General features: G+C 71.8%; 9 protein-coding genes. 1 reads left to right on the top strand and 8 read right to left on the bottom strand.

Annotated elements, in window-relative coordinates:
* Window positions 1-11: 11 nt before the first annotated feature.
* The 7 genes from L1785_RS02935 to L1785_RS02905 all read right to left on the bottom strand — a co-directional run bounded on the left by L1785_RS02935 (window position 12) and on the right by L1785_RS02905 (window position 13,661).
* Window positions 12-2,084: a hypothetical protein gene (locus tag L1785_RS02935; RefSeq protein WP_236087639.1), complete on the bottom strand. Its 2,073-nt coding sequence runs from the start codon at window positions 2,082-2,084 to the stop codon at window positions 12-14.
* A complete protein-coding gene (locus tag L1785_RS02930) occupies window positions 2,081-7,450 on the bottom strand; it encodes an RHS repeat domain-containing protein (protein ID WP_236087638.1) in 5,370 nt (1,789 codons plus the stop codon). The genes L1785_RS02935 and L1785_RS02930 overlap by 4 nt, the downstream gene beginning before the upstream one ends.
* Before the next feature lie 429 nt (window positions 7,451-7,879).
* Window positions 7,880-8,914, bottom strand: coding sequence for a LacI family DNA-binding transcriptional regulator (locus L1785_RS02925; protein ID WP_236087637.1), 1,035 nt, complete (start codon window positions 8,912-8,914; stop codon window positions 7,880-7,882).
* A 106-nt stretch (window positions 8,915-9,020) separates the two neighbouring features.
* Entirely contained in the window at window positions 9,021-9,998 is a 978-nt protein-coding gene (locus L1785_RS02920; protein WP_236087636.1) for a hydroxyacid dehydrogenase, read from the bottom strand.
* 88 nt (window positions 9,999-10,086) lie between these two features.
* Window positions 10,087-11,658: an ABC transporter substrate-binding protein gene (locus L1785_RS02915; RefSeq protein WP_236087635.1), complete on the bottom strand. Its 1,572-nt coding sequence runs from the start codon at window positions 11,656-11,658 to the stop codon at window positions 10,087-10,089.
* Window positions 11,659-11,712: 54 nt separating this feature from the next.
* Window positions 11,713-12,651: a carbohydrate ABC transporter permease gene (locus L1785_RS02910; RefSeq protein WP_236087634.1), complete on the bottom strand. Its 939-nt coding sequence runs from the start codon at window positions 12,649-12,651 to the stop codon at window positions 11,713-11,715.
* Window positions 12,648-13,661, bottom strand: a complete 1,014-nt coding sequence (locus L1785_RS02905; RefSeq protein WP_236087633.1) for an ABC transporter permease — start codon at window positions 13,659-13,661, stop codon at window positions 12,648-12,650. The genes L1785_RS02910 and L1785_RS02905 overlap by 4 nt, the downstream gene beginning before the upstream one ends.
* A gap of 301 nt (window positions 13,662-13,962) precedes the next feature.
* Between L1785_RS02905 and L1785_RS02900 the strand changes: the two genes are divergently transcribed.
* On the top strand, window positions 13,963-14,823 hold the full coding sequence (locus tag L1785_RS02900; RefSeq protein WP_236087632.1) for an alpha/beta hydrolase: 861 nt from the start codon (window positions 13,963-13,965) through the stop codon (window positions 14,821-14,823).
* Between the two features lie 211 nt (window positions 14,824-15,034).
* Here L1785_RS02900 and L1785_RS02895 read toward each other — a convergent pair whose 3' ends face one another.
* On the bottom strand, window positions 15,035-16,318 hold the full coding sequence (locus L1785_RS02895) for a Na+/H+ antiporter (protein ID WP_308113235.1): 1,284 nt from the start codon (window positions 16,316-16,318) through the stop codon (window positions 15,035-15,037).
* Window positions 16,319-16,341: the final 23 nt, after the last annotated feature.

Raw genomic sequence — 16,341 nt, 5'->3', positions numbered from 1 at the left:
CGACCCTTCGGTCAGGGCAGCTCGAGGTAGACCGCCGCGTGCGCCGCGAGCGTCCCCGGCGCGGACGGCACCTGGTGGATCGCCCGAGACGCCGGGACGGCGCTGATGTCCACGGGGCTCGACCGATGGTTGACCATGACCAGCGCGTCGCCGAAGCGGGCCGTCTCCACGCCCTTGACCGGCTTCATCGGGGCGAGCGGCGACGTGCCGACGAACGCCTCGACCGGCGTCTGGCGGAGCAGCACGACGGGGTGCATCTCGCTCCTGCCGTACTGCGGCGGGACGATCGGCATGGTGCGGCGGGAGTAGGAGTACCCGTACTCGAAGCCGAACGAGTAGACCGTCCCCCGGCCGACGTCCGTGCCCGCGAGGGCGGCCTGGCCCGACCCGATGTACGTGGCCAGCGCCCGGCCCGAGTCGTAGGAGACGGTGGACCAGCCGTGCGGGATGACGTTCTCCCGCCAGGCGAGGCAGTCGAAGTCCACCGCGCGCTCCGTGATCCCGAACGCCCGCCGCGCCAGCTCGCACCCGGGCCCGTGGAACATCGTCCCGCCGCCGGCCACGAAGGCCCGCACCGCATCCTCCAGTGCCGCGTTGTCCCCGAGGTCGTACAGCGGGTTAGCGGGCACGACGAGGTGCTGGTAGCCGGCCAGGGCGCCGCGGACGACCTGATCAGGATGAACCACGTCCACGTGCCAGCCGAGGTCCGTGAACTGCTGGTACCAGCCGAGCAGGTCCATCCGGTGGCGACCACCCTCGTCGACCTCGAGCGGCTCGTAGAGACTGGTCTCGGCCGGGAACAGCATCGCGACCTCCTTGGCGCGCGGCGCGTCGAGCAGGGACATCACCTGCGCCGCCCACCGGTTGCCCACGCGCAGCGACTCCTTGAAGACCTCGTCCATGCGGAACATGACCCCGCCGTCGTCGAGGCCGCTGTACCCGTAGACGTGCAGCCGCTTGGCGCCGCCCGCCACATGGGTGGCGATCGCCTCGGCGGGCGGGACCACTCGGTAGACGTCCTCGTTGAGGTGCCGCCCGAGGTACAGACCGCCCGTGAACGGCCGGTGCTCGTTGGCGGTCCGCTGGATCGACGCCTCGACGCCGAGCGCCGTCGCGTCGGCGCGGTTCTCGGCGTTCAGCGGGGCGGCGACGAAGAGCACGCCGTCCACGTACGGGGCGCAACGGTACACGTCGAGAGCCCGCTGACCCGTCTGCCAGTCCGTCGCGCCGGGCGGGTTGAAGAAGTATCCCCACTGCTGCAGGACCGGCTCGACGAAGATCCGGGGCTCGAGCCCGCGCCAGTGGCCCTGCATCGTGGCGAAGTGGTCGACCATCACCTCGGCGAGGTACGTCTGGTTGTCGATCCACCGGTGGAAGTCCGGCGTCCGCCGGGCGAAGTCGTCCGCGGCGGGGCGCGCGCAACCCACCCAGTCGAGCTCGTCGGGCCGGAGCCAGTACTGGTCGGGCGCCAGCGCCCCGAACGACGTCGCGTCCAGGCCGTACCGCTCGCCCAGCCGCGCAAGGTCGCCGTCGTACCGCTTCTCGAGCCACGTGAGGTACGAGCTCCTGCCCTCGGCGTCGAAGGACGGTTTGGGGATGGGGTCGAACATCGTCTGCATGACGACCCGCCCGTCGCTGCTGCGCCGCATGCCGTCGCCGTAGAGGCCGAGCAGGCCGCGCACGTGATCGACCATCGTCCGCTGCGCCCGCGGCGACCAGTACTTGTAGGTGCCCATCGGCTCGCCGTCGGGCCGGACCGCCTCCTCGCCGCGCACCGGAGGGACGTCCCGGATGGTCGGGTAGAGGTTGTCGCCGCAGAGGTAGAGCGCCAGGCAGGTGTGGTCCAGCCCGTGCCCGGCCGCCTCGGACATCATGAGCTCCTGCATGCCCACGTACTGGCTCGCGTCCTCGCCGCGGTACCGCGCGAAGAAGTCCTCCCACGGCTTGGAGTCGAGGTTCACGGTGGTGAAGCCGAGTCCGGCCACGTCCGCGATGCCCTCCCGGGTCGCGTCCGCGTCGCTGTAGAACGGCTCGAAGAAGTTGCCGAACCAGATGCTGATCAGGGGTCGGTCGTCGGCTGTCACCCCGCCACCTCGACCACGCGGACGTCGTCGACCCGGAAGGTGCCGGACGACCCGCGCAGGCCGAGCAGGAGCTCGATGCTGTCGATGTCTCCGTCCACCGTCGTGTAGGTCCGCTCGAACGTCTTCCACTCGCCCGGGGCGGTGGCGGCCGTCACCGGGAACCAGTTGCGCTGCTCCGTCCCGACGCCGTTGGCGCCGAGGAAGGAGCGGAAGAACGCGTACGCGCCGACGCCCGCGCCGGGCGTGTAGCCCGTGAGCTGGTACCGGAAGGAGACCTGGTAGGTGGTGGCCCGCTCTGCGGTCACGGGCGAGACGCCCGCCTGCTTCCGCGAGCTCGCCCAGAGCTGGTAGGCGGCGGAGCCGCTGGTGTCCGTGCTCGTGAACAGCAGCGACCGGTCCCCGCCGAACGCGCCGCCCGTGGCGATCTGCCGGGTGTACGTGGCAGGCGTCCCGGAGGTCCCGCCGAACTGCCACACGTCCGCCTCGGCCGCCTCGAACCCGTGGGTCCAGACGGTCAGCAGCAGCCCGCGCGCGGCCTCCAGCTCCGCCGCGAGCGCATCGAGGTCCGCCCCCGCCGCGTTCGCCGCCGCCTCGATCCTGTCGACCTCGGCCGTGAACGCGGCCCAGCTCTCCGGGGTGTACAGAGACGCCTGCAGCGCGCGGGCCTCGGCGAGCTGGTCGGCAAGCGGCGCCGGCTCGACCGGCTCGACCCGGACGTCGTCGACGCGGAACACGCCTTCAGAACCACGTAGGCCGATCATGATCTCGAAGTTGTCGGTCGCGCCGTCGACGGTGGTGTAGACCCGCTCGAACCTGGCCCACTCCCCCGGTGCGGTCGTGGCCGACACGGGCAGCCAGTTGCGCTGCTCGACGCCGACCCCGGCGCCGCCCGAGTACGACCGGAAGAAGGCGTACGCCCCGACGCGCAGACCCGGCGTGTAGTCCGTGAGCTGGTACCAGAAGGACACGCGGTACTCCGTCGCCGGCTTCGCCGTCACGGGGGACACGCCCTGCTTGCGCGAGGTCGCCCAGAGGTTGTGCGCGGCGTCTCCCGTGGTGTCGGTGCTGGTGAACAGCAGCGACCGGGAGCCGGTGCGCCCGCCGTCGCCGGCGATGCCCGCGCTGTAGGTGCCGGGGGCGCGCCCGCCGAGCTGCCAGACGTCGGGCTCGTCCGGCTCGAACGAGTGCCGGAACACGGGCAGGAGCAGGCCGTAGGCGTCGTAGACCCGCTGCACGAGAGTCGCCTCGTCCGCCCCGCCGCCGGTCCAGAGGGCCTCCACGGCGTCGAGCTCGGCCGTGAACGCGGCCCAGCTCCTCGGCGTGTAGCCGCCGGCGTCGAGCGTCCGCGCGTCGGCAAGGACGGCCTCGATCCCGGCCGCCTCGATGCGCGAGGTAGTCGACGTCGTCGCCGTCCCGTCGACCGTGCGGGCCACCACCGCGTACGTGAGGCTTCCGGCGAGGACGACGTCGTCGTGGCGCAGCGCACGCGTGGTCGCCACCTTCTCCCAGCCCTCGGGCGAGACCTGGGGGTCACGACCGGCGGCTGCGGCGTCGGACGTCCGGTAGACGTCGTACTCCACCGCGCGGGCGGGCTTGGTCCACCGGACCGTGTGGGCGCCCTGCTCGCCCTCCGCGATCCACAGGGCCTGCGCCGTCCCGGGGAGCTCCGTGACGGTCACGTCCCCGAAGGTCGCATCGCCGGAGGCGAGGCTGACGCCGGCCAGGGTGGCGTCGAGCATCGGGACGATCTCGGAGCCGACGGTCGTCCACGCGACGCCGTCCGCCGACGCGTAGGCGACCACCTGGTGGCTGTGCGCCGTGCGCACGAGCTTCACGTAGCGGTACTCCCCCGCGTCCAGGCTCGGTCCGGGCACGACGTACGGGCTCCTCGTGCCGCCCCCCGTGTTGTGGCCGGGGATGCCCTGGCCGATGTCGGCGCGGGTGTCGAGGGACCGGGTGCGCAGGACGATCCGGCCGTCCTCCGCGCCGAGCCAGACGTACTCGCTGGTCGGCGCCGCGTCCTGGCGGATCGTCACGCCGGCGCCCGGCACGGGTTCGGCTCCGAGGTCGGCGGAGACCAGCACGCTGCCGCTCACCAGCCGGCTCGCGAGCACCAGGCCGTCGGGCTGGTAGCGGCCGATGCCGTTCCAGCGCTGCGTGATCGCCTCGTCCCCGCCGGCGAACCCGGCCCCGGAGGCGCCGGCGATCGCGACGGTGTCACCGTCCACGCTCGCGGACCCGGCCGTCTCGCCGACGCGGTCGTCGCGCCAGCCGTCGGGCAGGCCGTGCGACACCGCGGCGGCCACGTCGACCGCTACCGGGACGGCGGGCTGCGCGGCGCCGTGCGCGTTCCGCGCCACGACCGTGTAGTGGTAGCGACCGGCACCCGGGACCCGGTCGACGACCGACTGCCCCGTCACGCCGGACGCGACCACGACGCCGTCGGCCATCGCGGCGGTGCTGCCGCGGAGCACGTCGAACGAGGTCGCGCCGGCCGAGCGGCCCCACGTGAGGCCCACGACGCCGGCACCCGTCGTCGTGTCGATCGCCAGGACCCGGCTGGGCTCCGGGCGGTCAGCCGTGGTGCCGACGTCGAGCACGACGGCGGAGGCGGGCTTGAGCTCGTAGCTGCCGCCGACGGGCTTGACGTCCTTGCCTGTGACGAGGTCGCGGACCCGGCCGCCGACGCCGTCGGGCAGGACGACCTTGTGCCGGGCGGCGTTGCCGTACTCGTCCCGGGTGGTGTTCACCGCGATCAGGTAGGGGCCGTAGCGGACCGTGACGAGGTCGGGATAGTTGCTGAACGGCGTGTCCACGGCGAAGTTGTCGCGGTTCATCGGGCCGACGCCCGGCTGGTGGCTGACCGGCGAGAGCTCGCCCGTCATCGCGAGCACCTGCTCACCTGGCACCGTGTACCGGTCCTGGATGATCGTGTCCTCGACGCTGTGCGGCCGCAGGAACGTGTCCTCGTACGTCACCACCGACTCCGTGCGCACCTGCGCGTGCTGCGCCGCGGTGGGGGTCCGGGCGTGGAGCCGGGCTGAGGAGGTCACCCCCATGTTCCGGAAGTTGAGCGTGCCGCTCACCTGGGTGTCGCCGTCCCGGAACGTGACGAACAGGTTGTCGATGTCGACCCACGCGAAGTCCGGCGTGCCGGAGCGGTCCACGCCGAGGGTGGCGAGCTCCGCGTCGGTGTAGCGGCCGAGCTCGGTGCTCGGCAGCACCCGGCCGGCGGCGGCGTGGCCGAGCGCCTCGTGCTCCGCGCGACCGCCGGTGACGAACGCGTACTCCTCGGTCAGACGCAGGTCGTACTTGCGCTTGGAGAGGATCTGGTCGAAGTACGGGAAGACCTGGTTGTCGACCAGCGCCTGCTGGAGCCAGCCGGTCGCCTCGCGGGCGTGCTCCCAGGTGGGCTGCCACTCGTCGCCCGAGTACGCATCGGCGTTCTCGGCGAGGTACTTCTCGAGGCCGGCGTACGCGAAGATCTGGGGCGTGTTCGGCTCGGTCGAGTAGGCGACCTTGCCGGGGTAGGCGGGGTTGCGCCAGTCGACGACCTGGTCCATCGTCATGACGCGGTTCCCCAGGGCGTCCGTCCCCTGGTAGCGGGTCTGGCCGCGGGCGTGGAGGTTGCGCAGCGCGAGCTTGAGCAGCTCGTCGCGGATCTCCGCGTCGGCCGGGTGGCCGGCGAGCCGCCAGAACCACGACGGGTAGTAGTTCGGCGTCTCGCCGTAGCTGCCGACGTAGCCGTTCTCGCGGAACAGGCCGGCCGCGGTGAAGATCGGATAGTGCTCGCCGTAGGGCAGACGGCGCTCGACCGTTCCGTCGGCTGCGAGCTTGCTCTGCGCGAGGCCGCGCATCACCACCTGCAGGTAGTCGTCGGTGAGCTGGGCGGTGCCGTCGTGGTAGAAGAGCGAGTGGTAGAGGTCGAGGTCCCGGCCGTCCTGTCCGACGAGGACCTCCTCGCCGCGGAACGGGCGCATCCCGAGCGTCTCACCGAGGATCTGGTGGCTGCGCTCCGTGCCCTCGAAGTGCTCCGAGCCGATGATCCGCAGGCCCTCGTGCGCCTTCCAGGCGCCCTCGTACGTGTAGTAGACCTGGTTGGAGATGTACGAGAGGCGCGAGCGCGCGAAGTCGTAGTTCGCCTTGAGCACGCGCTCGTAGGCCTCGCGACGGGAGAGCTCGCCTCCGGACAGGTCGACGCCGGCGATGCTGTTCGCGGTGTCGGTGGTGCCCGTGACGAAGGGCTGGTCGAGGAACGCCTCGAACGCGTCCGACCCCATGATCTCCGGGTCGGCGAGCAGCGGCTCCGCGATGTAGAGCACCTCACCGAGCGCCGCGTAGTAGCCACCCCAGTCGGACTGGTGGCCGCCGGAGGCGAGGCTGCGCACGTCGCCGTAGTACTGACGGGTGTAGTTGTCGACCGAGCGCAGGATCCGGTCGATCGCCGCCCGCTTCTCGGCGGGCGTGCCCGCGGGGCACCAGTCCTGGGACAGGCACTCGGCGTAGAACCGCAGCTCCTCCGCGTACCGGGTGATCGAGAGCACGGCCGTGGGAGCAGAGTCCGCCTTCGCGGTGTACGCGTCGAAGTCCGCGACCTGCTGCGCCCGGTAGGCGTCGATCTTCGCCTGCTGCTCCTCGGCGCCGATCGGTGCGCGGGCCTGCGCGGTCACCGCGTAGCCCGTGTCCAGCTCGCCGGCCTGCGGGAGCAGCGCCGGCTCGAGGTGCGTCGTCACGGCGTAGTAGGGCCGCGAGGGGGCGGCCGCCGTCGCCCCCACGCTCGGGTGGTACGTCCGCAGCGTGACCTGCACCCGGTCGTGACCCTGGGTGGAGACCAGCGGAAGCATCGTGGTGGTGCGGAAGAACCGCCCGGGCAGGCCGCCCTGGGTCCCGGTGTCCAGCGCCTGGTGGTCGCCGCTGTTCTGGTACTGCACCTGCTCGCCGTCGACGAGCAGCATCGTCTTGAGCGACGACGCGTCGCCGCCGTAGAGCGTCAGGGAGAGGTAGTTCTGCTCCGCCGGGTCGACCGTCATCTCGAACGTCAGGTCGGTCAGGTTGCGCGACGGCGGGTCGGTGGGCTGGGCCACGCGCGCGGGCCGGCCACCCTCACCGGAGATCACCGATGCTCCGGCGGCGGCGAGCCCGTGCGCGGCCTCGGAGGCGGCGTCGCCCAGGGCCAGGTGGTCGAGGGCACCGGCGGGCACGTCCGCGGCGGCGGCCGACGGGGTGTCGGCGCCCGCCGGGGGCACCACGGGGCCGCCTGCGACGACGACGGCGACGGCGAGCGCGATGCCGACCAGCGCGGTGCGTGGTCGCCGGCGGGACGGCGGCTGGTCTGGCGCGGTGGACAGCAGGACGGGTCGCGACATTGCGAGCTCCTCGGCATTCACAAACGGAAAGCGGTTGCCGTCAAGGTAGCAGAGGGGGCGCTGGTCGCGGAACCCCTGATTCCTTGGCACCTGGCGCCACCGGCCAGATCTTGCGCGTGGATGCCCATGCGGCGTACGGAACGCGCTTGCAGGGCAATGGAAACGGCGTCGACAACCCGCCGAGCTGGTCGACCCGTCCGACAGACCGACTACCTCGGCGCCCAGGGCCGGCCGAGGCGGTGAGTCGGTCCGTCAGCTGGGCCGACCCGGACGGGGGGGGGGGGGGGGGGGCGGGGGGGGGGCCGCCCCCCCGGAGGCGGGGGGGGGGGGGGGGGGCGGCCCCGGGGGGCCCCCGCCGGGGGGGGGGGCCCCCCCCCCCCCCCCCCCCCCCCCCCCCCCCGGCCCGGGGCCCCCGGGCGGAGGTGAGCCTCAGGAGGAGACGGGGGGCGTGCTCTCGCGCACGATGACGTGCCCCTCGACCACCCGGGTCCGCGGGCGGTCGCCTCGCGGGCTGGTGGCGAGCGTCAGCGCCTCCTCCGCGACCTGTTCCCAGGAGAGGTGAACGGTCGTGAGCGACGGCGTGACGTCGCGCAGCGCCTTGATGTCGTCGAACCCGGCGACGGCGACCCGGCGCGGGTCTCCAGTGTCGCGCAGGAAGGTGAGGACGCCGAGGGCCATGGAGTCGTTGACGGCGAAGATGGCGTCGACGGCGACGTTGCGCCGCAGGAGGTCACCCGTCATCGCGTACGCGGCGTCGCGGTTGAAGTCGCCGATGAGGATGCGGTCGGCGGGGAGCTCGATGCCGGCGTCGGCCAGGCCTGCGACGAAGCCCTCCGTCCGGTCGCGCTGCGTCAGGCCGTGCCGGAGACCGGAGATCACCGCGAGATCCCGGTAGCCCAGCCCCACCAGCGCCGTCGCCATGTCGTAGCCGCCCTTGCGGTTGGCGTACGCGACGGTGTCGAACGGGAGCCCTTCCTGCGTCACGAGCACGACGCGACCGCCCTCGGCCTCGTAGCGCTGGAGCGCCTCGACGAGCGCGGGGATCGTCACGTCGTCCGTCGTGCGGCCGCCCGTGATCATGAGGATCTCGGGACGGTGGCCCCGGGCGAGGTTGACCGCGTCGACCAGGTCCACGGGGTCCGTGCCGGCGGAGATCAGGGTGAACGGCAGGCCGCGCCGCTGGGTGGCCGCGAGCACGCCGGCGGTGATCGGGTTCGCGTAGTCGTCCGGCATGCCCTTGGCGAGGAGCGTCACGCCGCGCGACCGGCCCCGGGCCACCGCCTGCGCCGCGATGTTCGCCGTGTACCCCAGCGTCTTCGCCGCCTCGAGCACCCGCACCCGGTTGGCCTCGCGGACGCCGCGGTCGCTCCCGTTGAGCGCTCTTGACGCGGTCGCGGCGGAGACACCGGCGAGCCGGGCCACGTCCGCCAGCCGTGCCGGCCGGGACGTTGCCAGGTCGTTCATCGCGTCGATCGCCTCCCAGGTGGTTGAGCGGAAATTCTATCGGAAAGGGTTTCCGTCGTTTGCAGTCCGGTTGCGTGCCCTCGATCGCGCGCTCGGGTGCGCGCGGTCACGCCTCCCCCGCGCCCAGCGGTTCCGCCTCCCGGGCGTAGCGCGCGAGGTCCCCCGCGACGACGTCGCCCATCCGGCGCAGCTCGGTACCCATGGAGCCGGCGACGTGCGGCGTGAGGAACACGTTCGGCAGGTCGTAGAGCGGTGACGCGGGAGGCAGCGGCTCGGGGTCGGTGACGTCGAGGATCGCGTTGATCCGTCGCGTGACCAGCTCCTTCTCGAGCGCCGCCGCGTCGACGATCGCGCCGCGGGCGGTGTTGATCAGCGTCGCGCCGTCGCGCATGAGGGCGAGAAGCTCGGCGTCGAACAGCCCGACGGTCTCCGGCAGCACGGGCGCGTGCAGGGTGACGATGTCGCTGCGGCGCACGAGGTCCGGCAGGTCCACCTTCTCGACCCCCAGCTCCTCGGCCTCCTGCGGCGTGAGGAACGGGTCGTACACCAGGACACACAGGGTGGGGAACGGGCGCAGCAGCTCGATCACGGCACGACCGGTGCGGGACGCGCTCACCATCCCGACGGTCCGCCCGTAGTTCCCGGCCGTCACGAACTCGGCCTCGCGGTCGATGCGCGTGCGACGCTCCCGGTACAGCTCCTGCGCCCGGAAGGCGTCGTTGTTCGCCAGGATGATCATGGCGAGCGTGAACTCGGCGACGGGGATCGCGTTGGCCACGCCGGTGTCCGAGTGCGCGATCCCGTGGGCGCCGTCGGGGAAGAGGTGGTCGACGGCGCCGCCCGCGTGGATGACGCGGCGAAGCCGCGGCGCGTGGCCCAGCACCGTGGCGGGCAGCGGCGGCGTGTCCCAGCCGGTGAGCAGCACCTCTGCCCGGGACAGGACGCGCCGGGCGGCGTCTGACTCGAACTCGGTGAGCACCTCACCGACCCGACGGGCGGGGACTCCGGCCAGGGCCTCGTGCCGGGGGCCGAACAACCGCTCGGCCAACCGGTCGGACCCGACCGCCACTGCGTACTCGATCACGCTTCTCCTCTCGGGGAACTGCCCGGGGCCGGCGAGTCCCGCCGGCCCCAGGAGTCGTGGTGCGCGGCCTCGACGAGGCCGGCACCGGCTACTTGGACGACAGGTAGGCGTCCGCCTGCTTGTTGAGCTCCTCCTGGACCTTGGCGAGACCAGCCTGGTCGACGGCCTTCTTCAGCTTGTCCAGCCCCTCCTCCACCGGGACGGCTCCGGCGAAGAGCGGGTTGCCGAACTCGGTCACGGCGGCGGTGATCTGCGCGTGCTCCGTCTCGATCGCGGCGAGGTCGGGGATGAACGAGGCGAACGGGTCGAGCGTGAAGTTCTCGTACTTCTTCGACCAGTCGAACCAGGTCGCCTCGCTCTCGGTCATGCGCGAGTACGTGCGCTCGAGCGGGATGCGCCAGCTCAGGGCGAAGCCGGGGAAGTTGGCGTAGTCCCCGATCGGCTCGTAGGCGTCGTCCCCGACCGCCTTCCAGTCGGTGCCCTCCTCGCCGTACTGCAGCAGGTCGTGGTTCTCCTTGATGGAGACCCAGTCCAGGAGCTGCATCGCGGCGTCTGCGTTCGCCGCACCGGCGTTGACGACCACGAGGTTGTCGGCCTGGAACGTCTGGTTCGGCTTGGCGGACAGCCCGTCGCGGAACGGCAGGAGGCTGACGAGACCGGCGCCCGGGACGGCCTTCTCCAGGAGGTCGAGGTGCGAGGACGTGTCGCCGCCGTCGCTGATGCCCCAGCACGTCGCGGCCCCGCCGCCGTCGAACAGCGCCTTGAGGGTGGCCGGGTCGGCGTTGAGGCGGTCGGCGTTGATGATGCCGTCCTCGTAGTACTTGCGGACCCGGTGCAGCGACTCCAGGTACGGCTCGTGCTCCCAGAAGGGCACTGCGTCGGCCGAGCCGGTCGTCGCGGCATCCTTGGCCGGGACGAACAGGAGCGAGTCGCTGGAGAAGTAGAGCGGGAGCAGGTCGGGGGTCTCCCAGCCCTGGGCGTAGAGGGCGCCGGTCGGGGCGCCGAGCACGTCGAAGGGCGAGTTCCGGTTGACGTACCCGGGCAGGCCCTCCTTCTGCACGACGTCGTACCAGAACTTCTCCAGCTGGTCGAAGGTCTCGATGCCCCCGGGGGCGTGCTTGTCGGCGAGATCGCCACGGGCGATGAGGTGGTGGATGCGGGCCGCGCTGTTGACGGCGGGGACGCCGTAGACCGAACCGTCCGGCCAGCGGTTCGCATCGAAGGCGCTCTGGTCGACGGTCGCTGTGAGGTTGGTGTACTTGCCGCTCGCCAGGGCGTCGTCGAGCGGCTGGAGGGCGCCCGACTCGATGAGCTGGGCGATGTTCAGCCAGCGGGCGGACAGCGCGGTCTGGAAGTTCTCCTGCGCCGTGAACTTCAGCAGGGACTGCGACCCGTAGTTGGTCCAGTTGATGAACTCGGGCTTGAACTCGAAGCCGAGGTCGGCCTTCAGCTTGGCGTTGACCGCGGCGCGGACGCGGTCCCACTGGGCCGGGACGTCGCCCGGGAGCAGGAGGCCGTACGAGGTGCCGGCGCTCTGCCCGCCCGAGCCGGGGGCGCAGGCGGCGAGCGTCGCGGCGGCGAGCAGCCCGCCGGTTCCGGCTAGAAATCCTCGGCGGGAGATGGGCAATGACAGTCCAGCGGCATCGATGAGCTGTGCCATGGTGCTACCTCTCGTTCGTGGTCGTGGGTGGCCGTGCGGCCGGTCGTGTGTGCGTCAGCCCTTGGAGGCGCCGAGGGTGAGCCCCTTGACGAAGTAGCGCTGGGCGAACGGATAGGCCAGGAGGATCGGTCCGATGGTGATGACGGTCATGGCCAGCCGGATCGCGTAGACCGGGGCGGCCGTCGTCGTGCCGAGGTCTGCCGCGTTGGCGACGCTCGTGATGAGGTTCTGCAGCACCAGCTGCAGCGGGTACTTCGCGGGCTCGCTGATGAACAGCAGGGCGTGGAACCACTCGTTCCAGAACGTCACCGCGTAGAACAGAGCGATGACCGCGATCACGGGCTTGGACAGCGGCAGCACGATCTGGAAGAAGACCCGCAGCTCACCGGCGCCGTCGATGCGGGCGGCGTCGAGGATCTCCTGGGGCGTGCCCCGGAAGAAGCTGACCTGCACGAAGACGAGGAACGGCGCGATGACGAGCGGCAGGATGACGGCGAACCACGAGTTCCGCAGCTGCAGCACCTGCGTGATGAGGATGTACATCGGCACCAGGCCGCCGGTGAACAGCATCGGGATGTAGGTGAACACCGCGAGCGGCTTGCTCAACCACGGCAGGCCGCGCGCGATGACCCAGGCGATTCCCGACGTGGAGGCGACGGCGATCGCCGTGCCGACGACCGTGATGAAGATCGTCGCCCCGTAGGAGAGCCAGACGCGCGACCCGGCGAAGATCGTGGCGTACGCGTCCACGGAGAACGGGTCGGGCCAGAACGAGTAGCCGCGCTGGGAGAGCACGGACTCGGCGGTGAGCGAGCCCGCGATGACCATCCAGAACGGGATCAGGCAGACCAGGCCGAACGCGCCCACACCGAGGTAGCTGGCGATGGTGAACGGCTCGGGGCGGTGGCGCCGTCGGCGGCGGGCATCGTGCGGCCTCGCTGCTGCGGCCGACGGCGGTGTCGTGCGGATCGGGGCGGTCTCGGTGGCGGTCATAGGATCGACGTCTCCCTCGCGTAGCGCCGCTGGACCAGGGTCGCGATGACGACGAGGACGAACCCGACCACCGACTGGAACAGCCCGATGGCGGCGGTGGTCCCGAAGTCGCCGAAGGTGCGCAGCGCCCTGAAGACATACGTGTCGATGACGTCCGTCGTCGCGAAGAGCGTCCCGTTGTCACCGACGATCGCGTAGATGGTGCCGAAGTCGCCGTAGAAGATCCGCCCGACGCCGAGGACGAGCAGGATCGCGGCCGTCGGCTTCAGCAGGGGCACGGTGATCCGGAAGGCCATCTGGGCCCGGCTCGCGCCGTCGATGACGCCGGCCTCGTAGACCTCCTCGGGGATCGACGTGATCGCGGCGAGGAAGATGACGCTCATGTAGCCGCCGAGCTGCCAGACCTTGACGACGGTGAGGATCCACGGCCAGGGGCCGGGCTCGGTGTACCAGGACAGCTCCGGCAGCGCGAACATGCCGAGGAAGTCGTTGACGAGCCCGCCGCGGCCACCGGGGCCGGCGAGGAACGCCTGGAGGAAGATGCTCACGACGATCGGTGAGACGAAGTACGGGACGAAGATCACCGACTGGAAGAAGCGCTTCGTCACGCGCCCGCGGATCTCGTTGAGCATCAGGGCGAGCACGACGCCCGCACCGAGCGTCGCCGCGAGGAAGAGCACGTTGAGGAACAACGTGTTCCACATGATGCGGCCGGCGTTGCCGGAGGTGAAGAAGAACTCGAAGTTCTTGAAGCCGGCCCACGGCGAGCCGAAGACGCCGTCGGCGACGTTGAAGTCCTGGAAGGCAACCACCAGCCCGGCCATCGGGCCGTAGGAGAAGATCACCAGCAGGATGACGGCCGGTGCGGCGAGGATCACCAGGCCGTAGTCACGGCCGCGCCACGAGCGGGGCGCCTTTGCCTTGGCAGGCGTCTGCCGCGCGGTGTCGGTTTCCCCACCTCCTGTCCGGAGGCGGAGCGGCGACGTGGTGTCGTGCTCGGGTGGTTCCACGGCAGGCTCTCTTCTTCGTCGAAGACCGGCGGCTGGCGTTGCACCGCGAGGCTAGGACGCCGGTTCGGCGCCTGTCAAGGAAAGGCGGAATGCGCGTTCCGTCGCTCGGGCAGCCGTCGGTCGCCCGCCGGACCGGGCAATCGGCCCGTGTTCCCGCCGTTGTTGCAGGTTAGGACGGTGCGCGGCGCACCGAACCCGTCGGCCGCGCAGCCGGCAACATTGTCCGGCCGTGAATTCGTTTCATCGCGTTGCCGTCCGTTTCGCAGCGCGTGTAGCCTGCGTGTCACGACGGAGGAGGACGATGGAGACCCAGCCCGAGGCGGTCGGCGGAGGCGCCCGTGCGAGTGCCCTGCACGTCACGCGCACCCGCGCGTCGCGTCCCGCCCGGGGCACCGTCGTCGCGTTGCACGGGATGATGGAGAGCGGGCCGACCCTCCGGTCAGCGACCGACGCGTGGGCGGCCGACGGGTGGCACGTGGTCGCCCCCGACCTGCGTGGCCACGGACGCTCCCCCAGGTGGGACGCCGACGACGAGCTGCACCCCGGCGACCGGCTGACGCAGGACGTCGTCGAGATCGTCGACGAGCTGCTGCTCTCCGACGCCGCCCAGGCGGGTCCGCTCGTCCTGTTCGGACACTCGGCCGGCGGCGGCGTCGCGGCCGCGGTCGCCGCAGCTCGCCCGGACCGGGTCCGGGCCGTCGTGCTCGAGGACCCGTTCTGGCGGCTCCCGGTGACCCGCCACCAGGACCGAGGCGTGGCCGAACGGGCCTACCGCGACCTGCTCGACCGGCAGGCCATTCCACCGTCCGACCTGGTCGCGTCGGGGCAGTCGGCGCACCCTGCCTGGGCTACCGCAGAGCTGCCGGCCTGGGCGCAGGCGCAGCACGACGCAGACCCAGCGCTCGTCCGCAACGGCGACGTCATCCCGACGCCACCGTGGCCGGACCTCCTCTCCGCCCTGCGGGCCGCGGGCAGCGAGGTCCTGGTCGTCACCGGGACCGGACCCTTGGTCGGCATCCTCGAGGAGCACCGCCGGCTGATCGTCGAGCGCGGTGCCCGCCTCGCCGTCGTCGAAGGCGCCAACCACTTCGTGCGGCGCGACGCACCGGACCGGTTCGCCGAGCTGACGACGGCCTTCCTGGCCGACGTCGCCCCCCATTGACGAAGGCCCACCCTGCGCTGCACCTCCGGCTCAGTCGAACTTGTTTCTCGCCCGAGCCTGCGGTTCCGCTCCGGGGCGCGTGCCTCGTACCTCGGCCCCCACCCTGCGCTGCACCTCCGGCTCAGTCGAGGTTGTCTCTCGCCTGAGCCCGCGGTTCCGCTCCGGGCGCGTGCCTCGTACCTCGGCCCTCACCCTGCGCTGCACCTCCGGCTCAGTCGAGGGGCTCGACGCCCGTCAGGCGCAGCTCCTCGACGTCGAGCCGCATCTGGATCTGCAGGGCGACCGAGCCGTCGACGACGCCCTCCCGGACGAAGCGCGTCAGCACCTCGCGCTTGTGGTCGAGAACGGCGAGACGCAGCCGCGTGAGCTCCTCGTGGCGGCTCGGGGGCGAGTCGCCGTCCCGCTCCTGCTCGTGCTCTTCGACGAGCTCGACCAGCTCCTGGTAGTCGCGCGCCACGCGATCGCGCACCTCGTCACGGATGCCGTGCTCCCTCGCGAGCCCTGGCACGGCGGCGATGGCCGCGTCCCTCATCGCGCGCTCGGCGAACCGCTGCTCGTCGGTGGAAGCAGTGTCCGCGGGGAACCGCGCCCACCGGACGACGGCGGGCAGGAGCGGCCCCTGGACGAGAAGGGTCAGGATGATGACGCCCGCGGTCACGAAGACGATGGCCTCACGCCCCGGGAACGCCGAGCCGTCGTCCAGGACCACCGGCACGGACAGGGCGATCGCGAGCGAGACGGCACCGCGGAACCCCGCCACAGCGCTCACGACGCGTGTACGGTGACTCATCCGCCGCGCGAGCTGCGACGGTCGCCGGTCGAGGAGCCGGATGAGCGACACGCTCGTCACCTGGAACACGAACCGCACGACCAGGAGCGTGAGCCACACCGCGACGACGACGACGGTCAGCCGACCGAGCTCCGCCGCGTCCAGCTCGCGCGCCACGGCCTGCACCTCGAGACCGATCAGCACGAACAGCGAGCCGTTGAGGAGAACCGAGCCCAGGGGCCACGCCCCCTCCGTCATCCTGCGCGATCCCGCAGTGCTGATCCGGGGCGAGACGAAGGCGATCACGAGTCCCGCCACGACGACCGCCAGGACGCCGGACGCTCCGAACAGCTCGGCCTGCAGGTAGGCCGTGAACGGGGTCAGCAGGAGCGCGACGTTGATCGCCGTCGAGTCACGCAACCGCCGCATCACGAGGTACGCCACGCCCGCGACCACCGCGCCGGCCGCGATGCCGCCGAGGTACGACAGCAGCACCAGGCCCGTGACGGCCAGAGGCGTGTAGTGGCCGCCCACCGCGACCCCGACCGCGATCGCGTAGACCACGAGCGCCGTGCCGTCGTTGGTGAGGCTCTCCGCCTTGAGCAGCATGAAGTTGCGGTGCGGCAGGGTGCGACCGAGCGCGGCGACCGCGGTCGCGTCGGGCGGCGCGACGGCGGCACCCAGGATCAGCGCCGCGTGCCAGGGCACGCCCAGCAGGTTGGCCACCCACGCGACGGCGAACGCGGTCG

It is taken from the genome of Antribacter soli, assembly GCF_021568775.1.
GTDB classification, from domain to species: domain Bacteria; phylum Actinomycetota; class Actinomycetes; order Actinomycetales; family Cellulomonadaceae; genus Antribacter; species Antribacter soli.
The sequence above is the reverse complement of the archived record's forward strand: the minus strand, read 5'-3'. Positions and strand labels throughout refer to the sequence as shown.

Excerpts from the sequence above, each read along its gene's own strand:
- L1785_RS02915 (WP_236087635.1), bottom strand. The coding sequence starts at position 11,658 with ATGGCACAGCTCATCGATGCCGCTGGACTGTCATTGCCCATCTCCCGC.
- L1785_RS02900 (WP_236087632.1), top strand. The coding sequence starts at position 13,963 with ATGGAGACCCAGCCCGAGGCGGTCGGCGGAGGCGCCCGTGCGAGTGCC.
- L1785_RS02925 (WP_236087637.1), bottom strand. The coding sequence starts at position 8,914 with ATGAACGACCTGGCAACGTCCCGGCCGGCACGGCTGGCGGACGTGGCC.
- L1785_RS02930 (WP_236087638.1), bottom strand. The coding sequence starts at position 7,450 with ATGTCGCGACCCGTCCTGCTGTCCACCGCGCCAGACCAGCCGCCGTCC.
- L1785_RS02910 (WP_236087634.1), bottom strand. The coding sequence starts at position 12,651 with ATGACCGCCACCGAGACCGCCCCGATCCGCACGACACCGCCGTCGGCC.